This is a genomic window from Bombella apis (assembly GCF_018221685.1).
GTDB lineage: Bacteria > Pseudomonadota > Alphaproteobacteria > Acetobacterales > Acetobacteraceae > Bombella > Bombella apis.
Map to the genome: position 1 here is coordinate 513,490 of NZ_JAGJTM010000004.1, position 22,631 is coordinate 536,120.

A 22,631-nucleotide genomic window follows, 5' to 3' on the forward strand; every position below is an offset into this window, starting at 1 on the left:
GGTGGATTATTCCTTCCTGCGCCGTTTGTGTGGTTTTTTCTTCTCGAAGCCTCCAGCCTTGCCTCGTGGCCCTTTGGGCCGACCATGGTTTTCCTGGCGCCCGGGAGGGCCAGTCCGGCGGCCCTGATGACGGCGGGAGGATTCACGCATCCGGCTCTGGGTGCGGAGAACCTGTTCGATCCATTCATCAAGAATGGCGGCATTGCGTTCGGCAACGATGAGTTCCGGATAGTTCTCTGGGAAGCGCATGGCCAGCCACCGCCATGTGACAAGGCGACGATGGCGTTTCTCGGCCCGTTCCAGCTCTTCCCGCCCGGCCGTGGCCGCAGCGGGGAGGCGGCCCGTGCCGGGGGGGAAGATGCGCTGCCCACGGGCATGGAGGGCGGCCCATTCCACAAGGCGGGGGATGCCGTTGTCCCGTGTGTTGATCGGGCACATGGCGTAGGTCCAGCGGGTGGAGAGGTCCAGCCCGTCCACGCCTTCCAGTGCGGCGGCAATTTCCAGAGCCTGCTCCATGTCGGCCAGACGGTAATTTGGGTCATCAGGGCGGAGGACGGCCCGCTTGATGCGGGTCAGCACGCCGTAAAGGCTGTCTGATCCCATTTCCTGCGCAACGGCCTGCACGATGTCCGCATCGGGCTGGACGAGGGGGCGGAGTTCCAGCGTGGGTTCCGGCGGAGCGTCCAGCATCTGGCGGATGAAGCTGGGGCGGCCTGCCCCTTCCAGCACGCAGACCAGCCCTTCCTCATGCTTGCCGAAACGGCCTGCCCGTCCACCGATCTGTTTGACTTCCTGCGAGACAAGGTTGCGTGTCTGCCGTCCGTCATATTTGCGCAGCGTGCTGAACACCACCCGGCGGATGGAGAGGTTGAGGCCCATGCCGATGGCATCCGTCGCGATGAGGATGTCCGCTTCACCCCGGTTGAAGCGGGCGGCCTCGGCCCGGCGGACTTCCGGGCTTAGGGCACCATAGATGACGGCGACCCGGCGGTTATGGGCCATCAGTTCGGCACGGAGGTCCAGCACGTCCCGGCGGGAAAAGGCGATGAGGGCATCACCGGCCCGCAGGTCCGTCAGGGCCAGTGTTCCGGCGGGGCGGAGCGGGCTTTTGCGCTCCAGATGGATCTCATCCACCGGGTCATTGCAGAGTTCGGCAATGCGCTTGACGAGCGGGATGCAGTCCGCCGCTCCGAGGATGAAGACGTGCCGTGCCGGAACGCCCATGATGGCGGCCGTCCACGCCGCTCCCCGGTCCGGGTCGCTGAGCATCTGGGCTTCATCAATGATGGCTACGTCAACAGGGTTGCTGAAGGGGCACATCTCCACCGTGGCGGCCAGATGGCGGGCCGTGGGGTCGATGATGCGCTCTTCTCCGGTTGTCAGTGAGGCCGGAACACCCCGGCTGAGCATGGCTTCCCGGAATTCATGGGCCAGCAGCCGCAGGGGGGCGAGGGCCAGACCGCTCTCTGCCTGGGAGAGGGCCTCCAGTGCCGTGTGGGACTTGCCGGAATTGGTCGGGCCGGTCACCAGCGTGATGCGGCGTTTCAGCGCACGGGCAGTGCGGAAATGGGCGGCGAAGCGGTCCAGTGCGGCGACACGGGCGATGGCCGCATTGCCCTTGCGGGCCTGCGGGCTGTCATCATAGCCGTCACTCTCCTTCTGGCCCGTGCCACGTCGCCAGCTGTTGAGCAGGGGGCGGCATTTTTTCAGCTCTGCCGGGTCGAAATGGAAAATCTCCAGCCCGTCCGGCTGCATGTCCCGCTTGGCGACGGGGATGCGGTTCTCGGCGATCCAGCGCAGGGCCTCCCGGCGGGAGCAGTGCAGCAGGGATGGAACCTTCTCGAAGCCGACAAGGGTGGCTTCCCAGTCCCTGATCTTCTGGAGTTCCCGTGCCCGGCGGGCTTCGGCCCTGGCCCGGATATCTTCCTGCTCCCGTGCCCGGCGTTCCTCCTCAAGGATCATCTCATCCTCGAAGCCAAGGTCCACGCCACCAAAGGCCCGGGCGATGCTGTGGGAGAGCCGTTCAATCTGCGTGCCGGAGAGGAAGGTGCCGACATCGGCAAAGTCCGCCCGCATGTCGTCCAGCACCCGCAGGGGGGTGTCTGCCATGTCCCGCCAGCGTTCTTCCAGCACGCTTTCCAGCACGGCGTTCTGGCCGTTCTCGTCAATCAGCGGATCGCTGATGCGTTCGGCCGCCAGAAGGACATCGGCCTTGCGGACCCAGACATCTCCGTTGCGATGGGCACGGTTCATCATGCCACTGGCCCAGCTGCGGCGGCGGACCTGGCAGAGCGCATGGAGCAGCTCGGCCTCGTTGATCTCCGTCTTGTCGGCTCCCAGCCGGCGGGCGACCTGCCGCAGGAGGGCGGCCCGTTCCCGTGGGGTGATGGCCAGGTGCGCCCCAAAGGCAGATTCAGCCTGTTCGAGGGCACGTTCTGCCGGGGAGGCGGGGGTGAAGGAGGAGGGATCGTGGGGCTGGGAACTGTCTGTCATGCAGGTGTTTTCAGGAGGGCAGGGCCGGGAAGTCAAGAGAAAAGGGGGCATGGCGTCCCGTTTCTGGTGACAATCGGGTAAAAGAAAGGCATGTTGTCGAACATGCTGGTCGGTGCCCCCGGTCTCCGGGTGGTGCCGTGCCCTGTTGACTGAACATGATGTGATTTTTGCATTTCTGGAGATGACGACGGATCATGAGCACGCCTTACCCCGCTGAATCCGCCCCCACACCCGTGATTGATGAGCCGTTGACCGGCCTTGTCCCCTTTGAAGGGCATGAGGGCCAGTATCGCCTTGTCGAACCGACCAAGGAATATGGTCACCTCTATCCGGCCAAGGTCCAGCAGGTCCATCACTGGACGAACCGCCTTTTCAGCTTTACAACGACTCGTGACCCTGGCCTGCGTTTCTCCAACGGCCAGTTTGCGATGATTGGCATCGAGGTGGAGGGCAAGCCGCTGCTGCGTGCCTATTCTCTTGCTTCCGCCAACTATGAGGACCAGATGGAGTTCCTCTCCATTGCCGTGGAGAATGGCCCGCTGACCTCCCGCCTGCGTCACGTCAAGGTGGGTGACACGGTGCTGATCGGCCGCAAGCCGGTGGGGACCCTGCTGCTGGACAACCTGAAGCCGGGCCGCAATCTGTATTTCCTCTCCACCGGGACAGGTCTTGCGCCGTTCCTGAGCCTCATCAAGGACCCGGACGCCTATGACCGTTATGAGAACGTGATTCTCACCCATACGGTGCGTGAGCGTGGCGAGCTGGCCTATCGTGATTACATCACGAACATCCTGCCCAAACATGAGTTCCTTGGTGAGGATGTGGCCGCCAAGCTGAAATATTATCCGGCTGTCACCCGTGAGGAGTTCCCCGTGCAGGAGCGCATCACGGCCCTGATCAATAACGGGCGCATCTTCCGTGACCTGAACATTGACGAGCTGGACCCCGAGCATGACCGCGTGATGATCTGCGGGTCCCCGGAGATGCTGGCCGATACCCAGAAGCTGCTGGAAGAGCGTGGCTTTGAGGAAGGCAACATGAGCCGTCAGGGCTCCTATGTGGTCGAAAAGGCTTTTGCCGAGCGGTAAAGGCGAGGCTGTAAAATCAGCGGACCCGTAAGCGGGCAGGTTCGAGCGGGTATGAGTAGGCGATGTGTGGCGGGGCCCCTCACGCATCGGTGAAGCCCCTCGGGCCTGCCCGTTCTGCTATCTGGTGGAAACGGGTCATGCAGGTGTGGCGATAATCAGGGCCTGTTTCCCCTGGCTGAAGGGGGAGAGGTGGGAGGAACGTTATGCAGGATTATGATCTCTTTGTGATCGGTGCGGGGTCGGGCGGGGTGCGCTGCGCCCGCATTGCAGCCCAGAATGGTGCCCGTGTGGGTATTGCCGAGCGCAGACACTGGGGTGGTACCTGTGTCAATCTGGGCTGTGTTCCCAAGAAGCTGATGGTCTATGCAGCCGAAACGGGCCGGATGATCGAGGATGCCCCGGCGTTCGGCTGGGATGTGCAGCGCCCGTCCTCCTTTGACTGGTACGGCTTCCTTGCCGCCAAGGACCGGGAAATCGAGCGGCTGAATGGCATTTATGTCTCCATGCTGGAGAAGGCCGGGATCGACCTCTACACGGGTGATGCCCGGCTGCTGGATGCCAATACGCTGGAGATCGGCCCGTCCGTTCTGGCACCGGAGGCTCCGGTCCAGCGCATCCGGGCCAGGAAGATCGTGCTGGCACCTGGCTCCACCCCCGTGCGGCTGGATATTCCGGGTGCTGAGCTGGCCATCACCTCTGATGAGCTGTTCCATCTGCCCGAGCGGCCCCAGAGGGTTGCCATCATTGGCGGCGGTTATATCGGGGTGGAATTCGCCGGGATTCTGGCGGGCATGGGCTCGCAGGTGGACCTGTTCTACCGCCAGCCCCTGCCACTGCGTGGATTTGATGAGGAAGTCCGTACGCATCTCAGGGAGCTGATCGACCTGCATGGCATCACCCAGCATCCGGGCACCTCGCCGGTCCGTCTGGAGGATATTGGTGGCGGCAGGGCCGTCCGTCTGGTGATGGATGACGGGGCCTCTTACGAGGTCGATGCGGTCATCATGGCTACGGGGCGCCGGGCTGCCGTGGATTCTCTGGGGCTGGATGCCGCAGGTGTGGCGGTGGAGAAAGGACATGTCGTGGCGGGGGTGGATGGCAGGACCAATGTGCCCTCCATCTATGCCATCGGGGATGTCAGGGATCAGTACAACCTGACCCCTACTGCCATTGCGGAAGGTCACATGCTGGCCGAGCAGCTCTTCAATCCGCAGGGGCGGACATGGTCCTTCGAGACCCTGCCGAAGGCCGTCTTCTTCTCATCCCCCGTGGGTGTCGTGGGGATGAGCGAGGAAGAGGCAGCCAAAACGCATGATCTTGCCATCTATACGTCCCGCTTCACCCCCATGCGGCAGACGCTGCCCAAACGGGCCGGGAAGATACTGATGAAGCTGGTGGTGGACCGTCACAGTGATGTGGTGCTGGGTGCCCACATGGTCGGGCCGGATGCTCCTGAGATCATCCAGATGCTGGCCATTGCCGTGACGGCGAAGCTGACAAAGAAGCAGCTGGACCAGACCGTGGCCCTGCACCCCAGCACGGCAGAAGAGTTCGTGACGATGAGGACGCCCACCCGTCTGGTGGACCGCCACTGAACGGGCAGGCAGGAGGACAGGGCGGATCATGAACTGGCTCAAGTTACAGCCGAATACCCTGAGTGCCGTTCTGTTCTCCCTGCGGACGACCATCGCCTCGCTTGTGGCACTGGCCATCGCCTTCTGGATGGAGATGGGATCGCCCCAGTGGGCTGCCATGACGGTCTGGATCGTGGCGCAGAATTCCCGTGGGATGAGCCTTTCCAAAGGGCGCTGGCGCATTGCCGGAACCCTGCTGGGCATGGTGGGAGGCATCAGCCTGATAGCGGTAGCCCCGCAGCATCCGTGGATTTTCTTTGTGTTGCTGGCCGGCTGGGTTGGCTGGTGTACCGGCATGGCCTGCATGCTGGAGAATTTCCGGGGTTATGCCATGGTTCTGGCCGGTTATACCGGGGCCATCATTGCTGTCGGTGCTTCGGAACATCCCGATCAGGTCTTCTATATTGCCATGGCCCGCGGGTCTTACATCCTGCTGGGTGTGGTGTGTGAAATGGTGGCAGGAATGGTCACCGTGCCGGGGGCAGACCGGGTGGCCCGTACGGACCTCCAGCAGCGTATGGCTGCCCTGCTCAGCCAGACAGCCGCGGCTCTGGCCCTCATCCTGCGTCAGGACGAGAAGGGTGTGGCGGAGATGACCCGCATTCTTGGCTCGTTGCAGGGGTTCAATGATCAGCTTGAATTCATCCGTATTGATTCCCGTCATGCAGGCGAAGAGGCGGATCAGGCCTATGTGACGCTGGAGCGTGTTTCCTTCGTGCTGGCCCGTGGGGTGGGGGTCCGCTCCCGTCTTGCATCAGCACCGCACATACCGGCCCGGCTGGCAGCCGGCCTGGAACGTGTCGCCGGGGAGCTGGATGGCATCGCAGCCCTGCTCAGGCAGGACACGGCTCATGTCATGGCTGGGCTGGGCCAGCTTGAAACCATGCTCCAGGAAAATCATGACGAGCTGGAACGCTGCCTCTCCCGGGATGATGAGGATGCTCTCCAGCAGGGTATTGTTGGGGTAGGGGTGGAGATCATGCTCATTGATTTCCGCTCGGCGGTGGAGTCCCACTATGCAGGTCTGCGGAAACTGCCCGCCCTGAAACGCCATCGCATAAAACGTCAGGCGGATGGGCGGCTTGCAACCATCAACGCCATCCGGGCTGCCGTGGCCATATTGATCGGCGCCTTTGTCTGGGAGGTGACGGCATGGTCCTATGGGGGGGCTTACATGAGCCTGCTCAGCGTGGTGTGCGCCCGGTTCGCAATCATGAACAACATGATCCTGATCAGCAAATATTTCTTCTATGGGGCTGTCTGCTCCGTACTGGCCAGCATTATTCCGGTTTTCCTGGTCATGCCCATCACGTCGGACTATGCCGTTTTCGCCATACCGGTTGCCGTGCTGATGTTCCTCGGGGGGCTGGCACTGCGTATACCCGCTCTGGCAGGGGTTGCAGCGTCCTATGTCAATTTCTTTCCGTGGGTTCTAACTCTGGACAATCAGGCCAGGGTGGATGAGGTGACATGGTTCAACCAGTCACTTGCCCTGTTGCTTGCCTTGTGGAGCGGTGTGCAGGTGTTCCGCACGGTTCTGCCTTTCTCCGTGACACAGGCATGGGTACAGTTGCGGCGGCAGCTGGTCAAGGAGATTCAGAAGCTGAAAGAGCCCCTGCGGGGACGGGCCCAGACCCAACGGCTCTGGACCAACGAGACAACCCTGCGGATGGAGCAGATCATCCGTTTTGCGGGCCAGATCCCGCAGGATGAGGTTGACAGCATGATTCGTGGCACGCTGGCCGTCATGACGGTCGGGCGGAACCTGTTGACCCTGCGGGACCTTGTTGCGCTCGGGCGTCTGCCCCCAAGTGCCCTGGCCGCCGGGGAGCATATGGTCCGGGACATCATCCATCTGACTGAACAGGGGCAGGAAAGCAGCCCGATGACGGTGGAAGAGTTCACGCAGGAACAGGCCCATCTGGAAACTGTCTTCCATGGCAGTAGAGGGCTGTCCCGCCGGCGGGACCTTGCTGCCGGGATAGGCTGCCTCAGGATCATCCGCTTTGAGTATCAGACAAGCCGGACGTTCTTTCTCAGGGGGTATGGCGCCGCAGCAGGGCAGGTACTGGGGGCAGGATGAAAAAAGCCCCGTCTCCCAGTGGGGAGACGGGGCTTTTCCGGGGGCGGGCTGACCGTTTACAGGTCGCTTTTCCCCTCAGAAACCATTGCCGCGCGGGGCGACCCAGCCATTGCCGGTAGCGTCACCCACCTGGCCACTCTGGATGGGGTTGGTATCCTGATAGGAGCTGCCGAATTTGCCGAGATTGCTGCCCGTGACAGCATCACGGTTGGAGCGGAGATGGGCCTCGTGCTCCGGGTCCGGGCCATTTTCGAACTCCGTGGAGGGAACATCCTGATAGCCCGGCGGCGGCGGACGATGCCCCCGGGCACGGAAGTGCTCACCACCTTTCACGGCGTTTTTCTGTGCCTGCTGGGCAGCCTGTTTTGAGGAGGTAGTGGCGGGGTTGTCCTGATAGGGGGTGCTGAAATGGACCGTCTGGGCCATGGCACCCGGCATAGCAGCCGGAACAAGAGCCGCAAGACCGAGGGCAGCCGTCACGGCTGTCAGGCATCTGGAGACTGAATGAAAAGGCGAAGCCATGTGTGTTCTGTTCCTGCGTAGATGGGAAGTACTTCCTTCCCCCATATATCCTTTCAGGCGGCGGGATGATCAAGCCTTTTCAGGGTAAAATGATGAAGGAACCGCAGGGCGGTCATGGCATGGCCGCATGGGCGAAAGGAGCCGGGTTGAATATTTTGCGGCCTGCTCTACCATTCAGCGGACATTTCGGTCATAAAATCACCCACTGGAATGACAGCTCCAACCATTACGTTACGGGCGGCCCATCCCATGAGCAGGGTCGCTTCCCTTGTCGCAGGAGAACAAGATGCAGCAGTCAGACGGGCACAGCAGCACGACACAATGGTCACCGGCCAGCTGGCGCCTGCGTCCGATCCGTCAGGCCCCGACCTATGAGGATGGGGCAGCCCTTGCCGCAGTGGAAGAACGTCTGCATCGCTATCCGCCGCTCGTTTTTGGCGGGGAGGCCCGCCGCCTGAAAGAGCGTCTGGCGGCTGCCTCCCGCGGGGAGGCCTTCGTTCTTCAGGGAGGGCCTTGTGCCGAAAGTTTCGGGGAGTTCACCGGGGACATCATCCGGGATACGTTCCGTGTCCTGTTGCAGATGGCTGCCATCCTGACCTTCTCCGCCAAGGTTCCGGTCGTGAAGATCGGGCGCATGGCCGGGCAGTATGCCAAGCCCCGTTCTTCCGATGTGGAGAAGCGGGATGGCGTGGAGCTGCCCTGCTACCGTGGTGACAATGTCAATAGTCCGGAATTCACTGCCGAGGCCCGCAGGCCGGACCCGGCCCGTATGGAGATGGGCTATTTTCAGGCGGCAGGCGTGCTGAACCTGCTGCGGGCCTATTCCCGGGGCGGGTTTGCCAATCTGCATGACATCCATCGCTGGAATCTGGACTATGTCCGCAACTCCCCGCAGGGTGAGCGTTATGAGCAGCTGGCCTCCCAGGTGGAGGATACGCTGGCCTTCATGAAAGCCTGTGGCGTGGAGGACAATGCCCCGCATTACGACGAGGTGGAGTTCTATACCTCTCATGAGGCCCTGCTCCTGCCGTATGAGCAGGCTCTGGCCCGTGTGGATGAGGTGACAGGCCGCCATTATGGCCTGTCGGCCCATTTCCTCTGGATTGGCGACCGTACCCGCCAGCCGGAGGGGGCGCATGTGGAGTTCCTGCGTGGGGTGGACAACCCGATCGGCATCAAGGTCGGGCCGACCACGACCATTGAGGACCTCCAGAAACTTCTGGAAATCCTTAATCCGCAGGATGAAGCAGGCCGCATCACGCTCATTTCCCGCATGGGCCACAGCAAGGTGCGTGAGCTCCTGCCCCCGCTGCTGGAGGCCGTGCGCAGGACAGGCCGGACCGTGACATGGATATGTGACCCCATGCACGGCAACACCACCACGTCGTCCAACAAATACAAGACCCGTGCTTTCGAGCATGTTCTGGACGAGATCATGGGCTTCCTTGATGTGTTCGAGCAGGCCGGTGTGGTGCCCGGTGGTATCCATCTTGAGATGACCGGCAGCGACGTGACGGAATGTACGGGTGGTCCCCGGTGTCTGACGGATGCCGATCTGCCGACCCGGTACACGACATTCTGTGACCCGCGGCTGAATGCCGAGCAGTCTCTGGAGATCGCCTTTCAGCTTTCAGACCGGCTGAAGCGTATTTTCGAAAAACGCTGAAGGTGTCCGCCCGGCCGTAAGCGCAGGATCGGCCCAGTTCTGTCAGGGGAGACAGCGTGATGAGTTGGAAACAGACTCTCGAGCAGGCCTGCAGCCCGCAGGAGGCGTTGGATGCGCCGCAGATCGAGGGACGGACGGATGCCTATTTCCTGCGGATGCGGGACATCGTCAGCCAGTTTGGCGATTGTGAGGTCACCTATGCCGTGTTCGTCCGCCGTCCAGTCGTGGCGGCCTATGGGCTGGCCCTGCAATGGGTGCAGAATGTCGCCCGTCATCAGGGTTTTTCCGTCAGGATCACGGAGGTGCATCCAGAAGGTACATGGGTCGGAGCAGGGGATCCGCTCTTCTATCTGACAGGGTCGCTTGTTGCGCTGGCGCCGTTGGAGACGTTGCTGCTCCAGAAGACGGGTGCTGCCTGCGTGGCAGCTCATAACGCCTACCAGATGGCCCTTGCCCTGCCGAAGGTGCCTTTTCTGGCGATGGATGCCCGTCACTGTGCCGGTGGTGAGATGCAGGAGCTGATGGCCTATGCTGCTGCCGTGGGGTCACGGGCGGCACAGGCGGAAGGGGCCGTGGGCTTCATCGGCAATGCCAACCATGCCACGGCCCGTTTTTTCGGGCAGGAGCGTGGATTGGGGACCATGCCTCATGCCTTCATCGGTTATGCCGGGTCTACCCTGCGGGCGGCGGAAATGTATGTGGAGCGTTTCCCTGATGAACCTTTGACTGTGCTGGTGGACTATTTTGGGCAGGAAGTGACGGACATGCTGGAAGTCTGTCGCCGCTTTCCGGAAAGGGCCGCCGCAGGTGAGTTGAGTGTGCGGCTGGACACGCACGGAGGGCGCTTCCTCGAAGGGCTGGACCCGCAGCGTTCCTATGAGGTGCTGGAGCGGAACACGCCAGGCACCATCCGCCGCTACCGGTCGGAAAAGGAGCTGCGCTATCTGGTAGGGACGGGCGTTTCTGCGGCCGCCATCTGGCGGATGCGGGAAGCGTTGGATGAGGCAGGTTTTCCGAAGGTGAAAATTGTCGTTTCGTCCGGGTTCGGTATTTCCAAATGCATGGCCATGCATGATGCTTCTGCACCGATCGACATTGTGGGGACGGGGTCGTTCCTGCCGGATCGTTGGTCAGAAACCTACGCCACGGCTGATATTGTTTCCTACGACGGTGAGCCGAGGGTGAAGATCGGGCGTGAGTTCCTTCTTCAGAAAATTCAGGAAAGGGCCGGATGATGAATGACGAGGATAAAGAAGCCAGACGGGCTTTCATCAATGGAATCCGGGGCGGAGAAAGCGGGCAGAGTACTGAGGAAGCCGTGCAGGCAGAGGCCGAGGCAACCATGAAGCAGGATGAAGCCGGTTGGGTTGTCCGTATTCTGGATCAGTCCGGCGCCAGTGAGGGTGACGATGATGTGGTGGAAGAGGTGAAGGGCTTCTTTGACCTCGCCCACGCCAACGCTTTTGCCCGGGCTTATGTGCGGGACAGCATCGAGCGGTGCCGTGTCCCCGGTGCGGCGGATCGGGATGTGTTGCAGAGCTGGTTTGCTTTTGGCGAGAATGCCGAGGTTGTGGATGCTGGGGAAGACGGATGGAAGTCCAGCACGGAACTGGATGATTTCGTTTCCAGCCCGGCCACGCCGATGGAATGTGACTGGCGGGCACTGGACCCCCGCCGCCTCGTGAGTGACGAGGAACTGGCCGGACCGCCTGATGAGGACGGTCAGGATGACGATGATGATGAGGCTTTCGTGGCAGAGGTCATCCGCCGCCGTCAGAACGGGCAGCAGTAAGGGACCGGGAACTGGTCCTGCAGCCATGCGTCCCATGAGAGAGTGAGAACAGAGTACGGTATGAAAGTACGTTTTGCCCCTTCACCAACAGGGCATCTTCATGTTGGCAATGCCCGTCTTGCCGTGGCGAACTGGCTGTTCGCCCGTCGGCATGGTGGCCGGTTCCTGCTGCGGATGGATGATACGGATACGCAGCGTGGCAACAGTGCCTATGAGGAAGCCATCCGCCGGGACCTGACATGGCTGGGGCTGGACTGGGACGAGTACGCCCGCCAGTCGGAACGTCTTGCCCGGTATGAGGAGGTGATCGAGCACCTCAAGGAAACGGGGCGGCTCTATCCCTGCTTTGAGAGTGAGCTGGAGCTGAAATACAAGCGGGAGCAGCGTCTGCGGGCCGGCAAGCCGCCGCTCTATGACCGTGGCATGCTGAAAATGACGGCCGAGCAGCGTGCCCGGGCAGAGGCCAACGGCAAGGTGCCGTACTGGCGTTTCAAGCTGAGCGGGGCCACCCGCCGCTGGACCGACCTCGTGATGGGGGACTGCCATGTGAAGCTGACCGCCGTTTCCGATCCTGTTCTGGTGCGGGCGGATGGCAGCATCCTCTACACGCTGGCCTCGGTGATTGATGATCTGGACATGGGCATCACCCACATCCTGCGGGGTGAGGACCATGTGACCAACACGGGCGTGCAGCTTGACCTTGCCGAGGCCCTCGGGGCGAAGGAAGGGCGTTTCACCTTCGGGCATCTGCCACTGCTGCTGGGGCAGGATGGTGGCAAGCTGTCCAAGCGTCTGGGAGGGCTGGCCCTTTCCACACTGCGTAATGACGGGATCGAACCCCGTGCCCTCGTGGCCTATCTGGCCCGTCTGGGCAGTTCGGATGACCCGCAGGCCGCCTCCAGCATGGATGAGATCGTGCGCGGCTATGACATCGGCCATGTGTCCCGGTCAGCGGCCCGGTTCGATGTTCCGCAGCTGCTGGGGCTGAACCGCCGTGTCCTGCATGGCATGTCCTATGAAGAGATACGGCCTCACCTGCCGGAAGGGGCTGATGAGGCCTTCTGGCTGGCCATCCGGGGCAATATCGATCTGGCCGTGGAGATCGCTCACTGGTGGTCTGTCGTGCAGGGGGACATCGTGGCTCCGTCCCAGCCTGAAGAGGCAGGGTTTCTTCAGGAAGCAGCCCGTCTCCTGCCGGAAGGACCGTGGGATGGGACGGTCTGGAAGCGTTGGACTGACGTGCTGAAGAGTGAAAGCGGCCGCAAGGGAAAGACGCTCTTCCTGCCCCTGCGTCTGGCCCTGACAGGCGAGGATGCCGGGCCTGAACTGGCAGCCCTTCTGCCGCTCATGGGGCGGGAGCGGGTCCTGCACCGTCTGCAGGATGCCATGCAGCATTGACCTGATGAGACCGGGGCGGGCTGCCTGTCAGTCTGTCCCGGCAGAGGTCTCATCTGTCACGGTGATGGGCTCCTCATCCCTGGCGGGCAGCGGGTCTGGAGATGTCGTGTGGAAGAGGCTGAAATCCACTTCCATCAGGCCCTGTCCGGAGGCTCTCAGAAGGCTGACGAAGCGTGCCCCGTAGAGCATGTCCTGTGCCATGTAGGTATGGTGGGCGAAGACATCCTGCGCTGAAACGGGATCGGTGGCATTGAAGATGAGGAAAATGCGGGCCTGTTGTTCCTCAAGGGTGGCTTTGTCCAGCCCGTGGAGTGGACTGCTTTCCGTGATGTGGTGGGTGAAGGAGAGGCTGACCGGAAAAACCGGGAAATGGTTGTAAACCAGTGGCAGTATTTCCAGCTGGAGCGAGGTATGGCCATTTTTGTCGCATCGCGTACGGGCCAGAATGGCCTCCACGCTGGTATTCATCAACGGTGTATTGCGCAGGTTCCCCAGCCGGAAATTGAGTTTGAGATTCTCCCCCTCCTGGAAGATCGTGACGATGCTGCTGAACAGGACCCTGGCCTGCGGGCGTGAAAAACGGGCGAAGACAAGCCCGGTGATGATGGCGGTCGAGATGACCCCCACCAGCATCTCGAACGTGGCGAGTGCATTGGCCGCTGGGCTCTGGGGATAGATATATCCATATCCGACTGTGGAGAGGGTCTGGGCGCTGAAGAAGAAGTCTCCCCAGAAATTTCCACTGTGCACGTTGCTCAGCCCATGCGGCACGAGATAGAAACCGACGCTGAACAGCAGGTTGAGCAGCAGATAGGCGGCTGTCATCGTGGCAAAGAAGGGCAGCCACCCCATGGTCAGACAGTTGTGATACATGTCTCCCAGCAGGCGGCCCTTTGTTTTCCTGCGCGTGACGATGTTCAGGATGTTGTCCTGCGAGAGAAGGCTCAGACCCGGTGTCTGTGGTGCCGTCTTATGCTGGTGGAGCAGGGTTTCTGGCAGTTTCAGATGCATGGGGAGCCTATGGCAGGATGGAGGGATGGGGATGCTGCCTGCCCGGAATCTGGCCGGGCAGACCGGGACGGGTCATTTCATATGGCGGATTTTCCGGGCCCGTGAGAGTTCGCTCACGACACCATGCAGTGTCCGCAGTTCCTGTTCCGTTACCTCTCCACGGGCGAAAAGATGGCGCAGGTTGCGGATCATGCCCGGCCTTTTCTGCTCGTGGTGGAGGAAACCGCACTCATCGAGATCCCGCAGCAGGTGGGTCATGAAATTTTCCACCTCGCCCTTGGTTGCCACATGCGTCTCGTTGGTCATGAGATACTGCTCCGGTACCGTATCTTCGGTCAGGTACCATTCGTAGGCCATGACCAGCACCGCCTGGGCCAGATTCAGCGACATGAAGCGGGGATTGAGCGGATAGCGGATGAGTGTGTCCGCCCGGGCCATGTCCTCATTGTCCAGCCCTGCCCGTTCGGGACCGAAGAGGATGCCGCTTTTCAGCTTCCGGCTGCTGGTGGCCCGCAGTTCTGCTGCCGCTCCACGGGCTGTCATGACCGGTTTGATGATGTGGCGGGGGCGTGGACAGGTGGCAAAAACACGGTGGAGGTCGGCGATGGCGTCATCCACCGTCTCGAAGACCGTGGCCTCTTCAAGGATGCGGTCGGCACCGGAGGAGGCATACCAGGCCCGGGGCTGCGGCCAGCCGTCACGGGGGGCCACGAGGCGGAGATGGAACAGCCCGCCATTGGCCATGGCCCGGGCGGTGGTCCCGATATTTTCAGCCAGCTGCGGGCGGACAAGGATGACGACGGGGTCAAAGGGAGCGGGCGGAGCCAGATCAGCTCCACCATTACGGCCTGTCATGGGATGACTTATCCTTTCCGCCATGTTGTGCCGGCAGGTCCATCTTCCAGAAGGATGCCCTGTTCTGCCAGGTCGTTGCGTATCTGGTCGGCCAGTGCAAAGTCACGGGCCTTGCGGGCGGCCAGACGTTTTTCAATCAGGGCTTCAATGGTGGCGGGGTCAAGGTCTGTCCCTCCCTGGAACCAGTCTGCCGGTTTCATGGTGAACAGCCCAAGCAGCTGCCCGCCGGCCCAGAGGTGGTTCGCAGCACTCTGCTGGCCTTCCAGCGCAGCATCGGCGTAACGGTGGAGAGCGCTGAGGGCCAGCGGCGTGTTGAGGTCGTCACACAGGGCTTCCAGCATGTCGGCCGGAAGGCTGTCCGTGCTGGCTGGTGGCGTTTTCTCCAGCGCCCGGTAGAATCGGTCCATGATGCGGCGGGCTTCGTCCAGCTTCTCCCATGTGAAGTCCAGCGTGGAACGGTAATGGGAGCCAAGAAAGAGCAGCCGCAGGGCCTCGGCTGGAGTACGCTCCAGCACCTCATGGATGGTATGGAAGTTGCCCAGGGATTTGGACATCTTCTCACCATTGGAGAGCAGCATCCCGGTATGGACCCAGTGCCGGGCGAAATGGCCATGCGGATAGCAGCAGAGGGATTGTGCCCGTTCATTCTCGTGGTGGGGAAAAAGCAGGTCGTTTCCACCGCCGTGAATGTCGAAACTCTCCCCAAGATAGCGTTCTGCCATGGCAGAGCATTCAATGTGCCAGCCGGGGCGGCCACGGCCATATGGGCTGTCCCAGCCCGGCTCATCGTTGCGGGAAGGTTTCCAGAGGACGAAATCGCCAGGGTTGCGCTTGTAGTCGGCCACGTCCACTCGGGCACCGGCCAGCATGTCCTCCAGCGAGCGGCCCGACAGGGCCCCGTAACTGGGGAATGATGTGACGTCGAAGAGAACATGCCCCTCCGTCTCATAGGCATGGCCCTGCGTGATGAGGCGGCCGATCATCTCCAGCATGTCGGGAATGTGCTGGGTGGCTCTGGGTTCCACAGTGGGAGGCAGGATGTTCAGGGCAGCAAGATCGTCGTGGAAGTCTTTCGTGGTCCGTTCTGTCAGATGGGAGATGTCTTCATCATTCTCCCGTGCCCGCTGGATGATCTTGTCGTCAATGTCGGTAATGTTGCGAACGTAGGTAACCTGTGGGTAGAGCGCCTTGAGCAGCCGGACAAGCACGTCTGCACTCAGCATGGAGCGCAGATTGCCGAGATGGACCCGGTCATACACGGTTGGCCCGCAGAAATAGAGGCGGACATTGCTGGCATCATCGGGGGTGAAGGGAACAGTGGTGCGCTGATGGCTGTTGTGAAGCCTCAGGCCGGGCCGGGGGGAGATGGGGGCTGTATTGCTCTTCTGCGTGCTCATGTCTGTTCAATGCGACAGAGATGCGTTTGGTGCAACAGGGGAATTTATTTTTAGAATTTGCACTTTGCTTTATATGCGATAGAGACGGTCTCATGTCTGCATCACGTATGAAACAGGGCCCCCAGATTGTGGGGATGCCGACCCATATCCGCACTCTTGTGCAGGTTGGCCTGCCTCTTGCGCTGTCCCAGCTTTCGGAGATGGCCATGGCGGTGACGGATACCGTTCTGCTGGGCAGCCTGGGGGTGGATGCAGTCGCCATCGGGGGAATTTCCAACAATTTCTTTTTCACGACGATGATCTCCTTTCAGGCCGTGCTTGGTGGAGTCGGCGTGTTGCTGTCCCATGCCCGTGGTGGTGTGGAGCATGGCCATGGGGGCGGGCATGACAGGCGCAGCATCATCAGTGCAGGGGTCGTGCTGGGCATGGTGGCGTTTATTCCCTGTCTGCTCCTTCTTCTCTGTTCCAGCGGTATTTTCAGCCTGATGGGGGAGCCGGAGATGGTGACCAGGCAGGGAGGGCAGTTCATCAATGTGCTGCTCTATGCCCTGTGGCCCAATCTGGTTCTGCTTGGCCTGTGTCGTGTGGCGCTGCCATCCCTGGGAGCGGAATCCCTGCTGTTGTGGACGATGCCAGCCATGGCCCTGTGCAATGGGGTGCTCAATGCGGCCCTGATTCATGGCTGGTTCGGCCTGCCAGCCTATGGGCTGTTCGGGTCCGCTCATGCCACGATGCTGACGGGCTGGGCCATGAGCCTCGTCCTGCTGCTTCTCTGCCTCGGGCGGCCACAGCTTCGGCACCTGCTGAAGCCTGCGAGGGTCCACTGGCCGCTCTTCAGGGAACTGCTGGTGCTGGGTCTGCCCATGATGGTCACGGCAGCCTCCGAACTGCTGCTGTTCCAGATCACGACTCTCAATGCAGGGCGATTGGGGACACGCAGCCTTGCGGCGCATCAGGTTGCACTGAACACGATTTCTTTGCTTTTCATGGTGTGTCTGGCCATCGGGCAGGCGGCGAACGTACGGGTGGCTTACTGGCGGGGGGCCCGGAAGAGGGCAGAAGCCTGTCGGGCTTCCAGCGGTGCCCTGTTGCTGGTGCTGGCCTGGACCATTCTGACGGGCCTTGTCCTCATGCTGCTGCCGGGTTGGATCGCCCGCCTCTATTATACTGGTGGACCACCGGATGCCGGTACGTTCGCCACTACTGTCCTGCTGCTGAAGATTGCCGGAATTTTCCAGATCGTCGACGGGGTGCAGGCTGTCTGCAACGGGGCGTTGCGGGGCTGTGGGGATACCTTTGTTCCGATGGTGATCAGTATCGTGAGTTATGGTGTCGTGGGGATCGGTCTGGGGTACTGGCTGGCTTTCCACCAGGGCTATGGTGTGGAGGGGCTATGGATCGGCCTTGCGGCCGGGCTGGGTGTGACGGCCTTTGCCCTTGGGGCACGGCTTTACCTTCTGCTGTACAGGACGGGGGATGCACGGCCTTAAAAAGGTCACTTGCGGGAAGACCCTGCGGGAGGATAGGTAATCTGAAACATTTTTCAGGTTGTTAAATGTTACTTTATAGGGATTGAGATGCTGGTTGTCTCAATTCGTTTGAAAAAAGGGGTCATGCTCCCGTATCGTCGGGCGCTTCGATGTGTAAAAAAGATGAGTGGTCTGGTTGGTCAGATGCTTTGCGAGGGCAGGTGTTTCCGTATGTACGGGGGCAGGCCCTTCAGGGCTGTGTGTTGTCCCCGTAGCTGGAAACAGGAGCGTGCATGAAGCTGCCCGGAGTATTTTCTTTCAGGGCTCATGGAGCCCCAAGGTGGGGGCTGGCCCTGCTCATGGTGCCCTTGCAGGGTTGTGCCGGGATCGGGGCACCGAGCTTTCCTCTGGCCGGTGCGTATTTTCCGGCCTGGCTCATCTGCCTGTTCATCGGTGCGGTGTCCGCCGCCCTGCTGCGGCTGGTCTTTCTGATCCTGCATATTGATGGCCTGTTGCGGTATCATCTGGTCACCTACCTTTCCATGGGCACGATGATAGGGCTTGTCGGCTGGCTTCTTCTCTACGGGTAATTCAGGGGCGGTTTCATGAAAAAAGAACGGATTAAAGGCCGCTTCCCGGTGGGGAGCGTGATTGCAGCAGCTACGCTGTTATGTGCTCTCCTCGGTGTCCTGTATGTGGATCACCGGTCAGGCCAGCATCCCAACAGTGATAGTGCTGTCATCTATACGGAAAGCGTACATGTGGCCGCTCTGGTGGGTGGGCGCCTCCAGACTCTTTCTGTCCGGGAAAATCAGGTCGTCCACAAGGGGGATCTGCTGTACCAGATTGATCCCGAACCCTATGAGATTGCCCTGCACAAGGCTGAGGCCAGTGAAACACAGGCACAGGCCGACCTGAACGACGCCCGCCGTGCTCTGGCCGTCCGCATGGCCAATGCGGCAACCAACGAGCGCAAGCGGCACCAGGCCGAGGATGAGAAGGACCTTGCCTGGCGTACGGTGACTCGTCTCAAGCCATTGGCCGAGCAGCATTATGTGTCATGGCAGGTCTATGACCAGGCCGTGACGAAGTTCAACTCTGCCGTGGATGCCCTGGCAGAAGCCCAGCACGAACAGCAGGCCAGCCAGGTGGCTGTCGGTGATGTCAAACACGCCGAGGCCATGTTGCAGGAAGCATCCGTGGCGGTGGAACATGCCCGCTATGAGCTGCGTCAGACCCGTGTGACGGCCAACATAGATGGCTATGTGACGAGTCTGAATGTTCGGGAAGGCGAGGTGCTGGCTGCCAACGAGAACCTGTTTACGCTGGTTTCCAAGGATGAGTGGTATGCCATTGCCCCAATCCGGGAAATCAACCTGAAGCCGGTCCGTCCGGGTGACTGCGCCACCGTGTATTCCATGATCGACCGCAGCCATGCCATCCACGGGGTTGTCGAGAGCATTGGCCGGGGTGTGACGACCGATTACATGAGGGAAAGCGAACGTGGTGTGCCGTCTGTCGAGCGGCAGATGGACTGGGTGCATATTGCCCAGCGTTTCCCTGTGCGCATCAGGATCGAACATGCTCCTGAACATCTGATGAGACTGGGGGCAACAGCCAACGTGGAAATTCTCCATGGTGCTGCCTGTCATGGTTAAACCCTATCTGGACGCCTTCATGCGTCTCTGGCGGTTGGCCGTAAGGCCAACCCGTGGGCGCACGGCGCTGGCCTTGCGGACCGCCATCGTATGCATGGCGCTCGTCCTCATAGGTGAGATATGGCAGCTGCCCATGTTGACCCTGCTCACGCTCACCCTGGGGGCGTTGTGGCAGGGGAACAGGGTGGCGAACATGAAGATCTCCGTCATGTACATCATCTTCTTTTCCGGTGTGACGGGGGCTCTCTATGTGGGGGTTGCCACGACAATCAACAATTTTCTGGCAACGCTCATTTTCAACCTTGTTCTCAGCTTCGTCTTTTTCTTCCTCAGCACGACAACCATCCTTGGCATGATCAGTGTCATTGGCGGGTTGATCCTTTCCTACATGCTGGTGGCGCTGGACAATGTGCAGAGCGGTGACAGTATCGCCCGTCTTGTTCTGTCGGCATGGCGTGTGTTTCTCATCATCGCCGGCATGATGGCCTTTGTGGGGAGCTGTCTTTCTCCGTCTCCAGAGCATGTCCTCACGGACCAGATCATCGAGCGGCTGCGCCTGTCGGCGAAATGTCTGGGACGGCGGGGCGAGGGGCGCGGCATCCCTCAGGCCTGGCAGGATGCCGTCATGGATACCGTGGGTGAGGGGGTCAGCGGCATGTTCGGCATGCTCGGTGCTGCCACCGCGGAACAGCGCTGGAGCCCGGAAGACCTGTCCTACCTGCGCCGGGCAGCTCTGAACAGTTTTGGCATCCTGCAATTTGTTGAACGCTGCCTGAAGCCCAACGCCCCCATTTCCATGGAGGATTGTGCGTATCTGGCCAAGCGGCTGGAAGAAGCGGCGGAGTGTTTTGAAACAGGTGGCCGCCCGGCCGAAACGGGCACGGATCAGGTCTGCTCAGGTGATATCGCCCAGGAGATGGAGCGCCTGCTGAACGGTCTGGACCAGCCCCTGACAGCCGAGGACGTGCAGCTGCCTTCCAGCCAGTCCGGAAATGCCGCACCGAAAAAGAAATCGGGCTTTTTCCTTCCTGGTGCCTTTACGGACCCGGAGCATGTCCGCTTTGCCGTCAAGGGGACCGTCTCTGTCTGCCTTTCCATCATCACATACAAGATGCTGAACTGGCCGGGGGTGCATACGTGCATCATCACCTGCTTCATCGTGTCCCTGCCGACGATGGGGGCCGTGCTGGACAAACAGCGGCTGCGTATTGTCGGGGCTCTGATAGGCTGTTTCATGGCCATGGGCACCATCGTATGGCTCATGCCACACATGACGGACATAGCCGAGATCATGCTGGTCATGGGTGTGGTCATTTTCATCGGGGCATGGGTCAAGGCCGGCGACCAGCGTATTTCCTACCTTGGGTTGCAGATCATCGTGACCTTCACGCTGGCTGATCTTGCCAAATATGCGCCAACGACGGACCTGACAGTGCCCCGTGACCGTATCATCGGTATCTTGATCGGTCTGGCCATCACATATGTCGTGCATACCATGTTCTGGCCACACAGTGCGATGGGTGGGGCCCTGCAAAAGCTCAAGGCGCTTGATGGCCTGCTGGCGCAGGATATCACGGACTGGAATCACGACCAGCGCATGCTTCAGGCGGCACGGATACAGGAAACGGCCAGTGGGGCCATGAGCCAGCTGCGGCAGGTCATGATAGAACCGGCCGCCATGCGTCCGACAAAACATCGCATGAGGCAGTACATGCTGTTCCTGCGGCGTGCGGCCATGAGTGCCGGGTGTCTGTTCGGGGATATTGCTGCCAGCCAGCAGAAACAGTCTCTTCGTCTGGGGCAGATACTGAAGGGGGGAGAGACCGCTTCCCTTAAGGAAGGAGGAGGTCTCTGATGGATGGTTTTGAGTGGAAACAGGTCATGGAGCGTAAAAAAATGCAGCAGCCGGGGAAGGTATGGCGCAGGGCCGTGCTGGTCTGTAGTGCTCTTCTCTGCAGCAGTGCGTTGAGTGGTTGCCAGACAACGGCCATGCGGAATATGCCGCCTGCCCCCAACCAGCCATGGAATGCACCGGTTGATGTGAATGGTCATATCATCGAGGGGCATGAAAAAGGGGCACCGGGCCAGAAGGGGGGACGTGTCCTGAAAATGCCTGCGGGGTACCGCCTCGCATCGGACCGTGTCCTGCCGCAGCCTGCTGCACTGGGCACCGTGCAGGTGGATCATTCCTACGATCTGGCCGATCTGATCGACATGGCCCAGTCCATCAACCCCTCTACACGTCAGGCCTGGGATGCAGCACGGGTCAGTGCGGCAGAGACGGGCATTGCCCGCTCGGCCTATCTGCCGCATCTGACAGCCGTAGCCATGGGGGGGTATGGCCTGCTGGAGCCACACAACCGCTTCCGGGTGGCAGGCCAGCATGCGAGTCTGAATACCCGCCTTCAGGGCACACTGGAACGTCAGCAGGTCGGGCTGGAATGGTTGCTGTTCGACTTCGGCAAACGTCGTGCCGTGATGGAGGAAGCGACCCAGAAGAGCATTGGGCAGAACATCCTCTTTACTGGTGAACACCAGAAGGTCATCCACAAGGTGGCTCTGGCTTATTACCGTTATGCGGCTGCTCTGAACAATGTGGCGCTTGTGCGCCAGTCTCTTGAGAATGCCCATGCGATTGCCCGGGCCGCAGATGCCAACCTGAGAAACGGGGAAGGGACGGTCATTGATACGTCACAGGCCGAGCAGGCCGTGGCGGAAGCCGAGCTGGTGCTGGCCAGAACGGAAGGGGATGTGGAGACATACCGGCTGGAGCTGCTGGCTGCCGTGGGCGTGAATCCATCCCAGCCACTGCATGTGCAGACGGACAGCGGGAGGAACATCCGCGTTGAGGATATCCGCCTGAGTGATGAGATGGTGCATGAGGCTGTGGCCCGTCGGCCGGATGTCCTGGCAGCCTATACGAGCCTGCGTGCCGCCCAGAGTGCGGTGGAAGGCGCCCGTGCCAGCTACAGGCCGCAGATTTTCATGAGTGGCAATGTCGGGTACAACTTTGATGACCTGCATTTTCGCAATCTGCCGCTTGTCAATGTGAACTCGATCAACGATCGTGTGCATACATTCGGGGGTCTCATCACGGCAGGTATTTCCGTGCCGATCTATGATGGCGGGCTGCGTCGCAATCGTCTGCGGCAGGCGCATGAGCGGGAAGACAGTGCCCGTGCTGCGCTGCAGGACACGCAGAACAATGCTGTCCGGACGATCGTGAGTGCAGAGGCCATGCTGCATACGGGCATCACGGCCTATCAGGCGGCACTGAGCCTCCAGAAGGCTAGCCAGACCGGCTTTGATGCCGCCCTTACAGCCTACCGTTCGGGTGATGGTACGATGACCCGGATGCTGGAGCTCCAGAATACGCTGCTCAATGCCCGCCTGTCCGTTTCGGACAGCTATTACGGCATGTTGAGTGCAGCCGCATCATTGGCTTATGCGGCTGGTACGCTGGGCAGCAGCAGTGTTCTGTCCAATATTGAAGGTTCATTGGAAGAAGCAGCTCCGGCTGTGCCGGTCTCCAGCGGTCAGGCCCCCGGCTGAGGGGCCTGCCGTT

At 60.9% G+C, this 22,631-nt stretch carries 17 protein-coding genes; 12 read left to right on the forward strand and 5 right to left on the reverse strand.

The annotated features are described in order from the left end of the window. Positions 1-6: 6 nt before the first annotated feature. Positions 7-2,493: a helicase-related protein gene (locus J8Z04_RS05500; protein ID WP_192848022.1), complete on the reverse strand. Its 2,487-nt coding sequence runs from the start codon at positions 2,491-2,493 to the stop codon at positions 7-9. Between the two features lie 194 nt (positions 2,494-2,687). On the opposite strand from J8Z04_RS05500, the gene J8Z04_RS05505 reads away from it, so the two are divergent. The 3 genes from J8Z04_RS05505 (at position 2,688) to J8Z04_RS05515 (ending at position 7,298) form a co-directional block, all read left to right on the forward strand. After that, positions 2,688-3,581: a ferredoxin--NADP reductase gene (locus J8Z04_RS05505; protein ID WP_192848023.1), complete on the forward strand. Its 894-nt coding sequence runs from the start codon at positions 2,688-2,690 to the stop codon at positions 3,579-3,581. 203 nt (positions 3,582-3,784) lie between these two features. Further along, the gene (gene gorA, locus J8Z04_RS05510; RefSeq protein WP_086431123.1) at positions 3,785-5,176 is read left to right on the forward strand and encodes a glutathione-disulfide reductase; all 1,392 of its coding nucleotides are present in this window, start codon (positions 3,785-3,787) and stop codon (positions 5,174-5,176) included. Between the two features lie 28 nt (positions 5,177-5,204). Further along, positions 5,205-7,298, forward strand: a complete 2,094-nt coding sequence (locus J8Z04_RS05515) for an FUSC family protein (RefSeq protein WP_192848024.1) — start codon at positions 5,205-5,207, stop codon at positions 7,296-7,298. A 75-nt stretch (positions 7,299-7,373) separates the two neighbouring features. Here the strand turns inward: J8Z04_RS05515 and J8Z04_RS05520 are convergent, their stop codons facing one another. Then, on the reverse strand, positions 7,374-7,820 hold the full coding sequence (locus J8Z04_RS05520) for a hypothetical protein (RefSeq protein WP_043560745.1): 447 nt from the start codon (positions 7,818-7,820) through the stop codon (positions 7,374-7,376). A gap of 286 nt (positions 7,821-8,106) precedes the next feature. Here J8Z04_RS05520 and J8Z04_RS05525 point away from each other — a divergent pair, with 286 nt between their 5' ends. From J8Z04_RS05525 to gltX, 4 genes are all read left to right on the forward strand, one after another. Next, on the forward strand, positions 8,107-9,486 hold the full coding sequence (locus tag J8Z04_RS05525) for a class II 3-deoxy-7-phosphoheptulonate synthase (protein ID WP_103765382.1): 1,380 nt from the start codon (positions 8,107-8,109) through the stop codon (positions 9,484-9,486). A 59-nt stretch (positions 9,487-9,545) separates the two neighbouring features. Next, on the forward strand, positions 9,546-10,721 hold the full coding sequence (locus J8Z04_RS05530) for a beta/alpha barrel domain-containing protein (RefSeq protein ID WP_086431121.1): 1,176 nt from the start codon (positions 9,546-9,548) through the stop codon (positions 10,719-10,721). A 107-nt stretch (positions 10,722-10,828) separates the two neighbouring features. Next, positions 10,829-11,278 carry a hypothetical protein gene (locus tag J8Z04_RS05535; protein WP_192848330.1) on the forward strand — a complete coding sequence of 150 codons (450 nt, stop codon included), beginning with the start codon at positions 10,829-10,831 and terminating at the stop codon, positions 11,276-11,278. Between the two features lie 60 nt (positions 11,279-11,338). After that, a complete protein-coding gene (gene gltX / locus J8Z04_RS05540; protein ID WP_192848025.1) occupies positions 11,339-12,676 on the forward strand; it encodes a glutamate--tRNA ligase in 1,338 nt (445 codons plus the stop codon). A gap of 27 nt (positions 12,677-12,703) precedes the next feature. On the opposite strand, the gene J8Z04_RS05545 is transcribed toward gltX, so the two are convergent. The 3 genes from J8Z04_RS05545 to cysS all read right to left on the reverse strand — a co-directional run bounded on the left by J8Z04_RS05545 (position 12,704) and on the right by cysS (position 15,939). Beyond that, the gene (locus J8Z04_RS05545) at positions 12,704-13,687 is read right to left on the reverse strand and encodes an ion channel (RefSeq protein ID WP_192848026.1); all 984 of its coding nucleotides are present in this window, start codon (positions 13,685-13,687) and stop codon (positions 12,704-12,706) included. Positions 13,688-13,759: 72 nt separating this feature from the next. Then, positions 13,760-14,542 (reverse strand): RNA methyltransferase, encoded by a 783-nt coding sequence (locus J8Z04_RS05550; protein WP_043560726.1) that lies wholly within the window; start codon positions 14,540-14,542, stop codon positions 13,760-13,762. Positions 14,543-14,550: 8 nt separating this feature from the next. Next, on the reverse strand, positions 14,551-15,939 hold the full coding sequence (gene cysS, locus J8Z04_RS05555) for a cysteine--tRNA ligase (protein WP_192848027.1): 1,389 nt from the start codon (positions 15,937-15,939) through the stop codon (positions 14,551-14,553). 92 nt (positions 15,940-16,031) lie between these two features. Here cysS and J8Z04_RS05560 point away from each other — a divergent pair, with 92 nt between their 5' ends. The 5 genes from J8Z04_RS05560 to J8Z04_RS05580 all read left to right on the forward strand — a co-directional run bounded on the left by J8Z04_RS05560 (position 16,032) and on the right by J8Z04_RS05580 (position 22,618). Further along, entirely contained in the window at positions 16,032-17,429 is a 1,398-nt protein-coding gene (locus J8Z04_RS05560; protein ID WP_232086312.1) for an MATE family efflux transporter, read from the forward strand. Between the two features lie 272 nt (positions 17,430-17,701). After that, positions 17,702-17,998, forward strand: coding sequence for a YtcA family lipoprotein (locus J8Z04_RS05565; RefSeq protein WP_081562994.1), 297 nt, complete (start codon positions 17,702-17,704; stop codon positions 17,996-17,998). Between the two features lie 15 nt (positions 17,999-18,013). Further along, positions 18,014-19,066, forward strand: coding sequence for a multidrug transporter subunit MdtN (gene mdtN / locus J8Z04_RS05570; protein WP_043560724.1), 1,053 nt, complete (start codon positions 18,014-18,016; stop codon positions 19,064-19,066). Continuing rightward, complete coding sequence (locus tag J8Z04_RS05575; RefSeq protein WP_192848028.1) at positions 19,044-20,921, forward strand: FUSC family protein; 1,878 nt, start codon at positions 19,044-19,046, stop codon at positions 20,919-20,921. Before mdtN ends, J8Z04_RS05575 begins: the two co-directional genes overlap by 23 nt. Next, positions 20,921-22,618 (forward strand): TolC family protein, encoded by a 1,698-nt coding sequence (locus J8Z04_RS05580; protein ID WP_052349106.1) that lies wholly within the window; start codon positions 20,921-20,923, stop codon positions 22,616-22,618. The genes J8Z04_RS05575 and J8Z04_RS05580 overlap by 1 nt, the downstream gene beginning before the upstream one ends. Positions 22,619-22,631 lie beyond the last annotated feature (13 nt).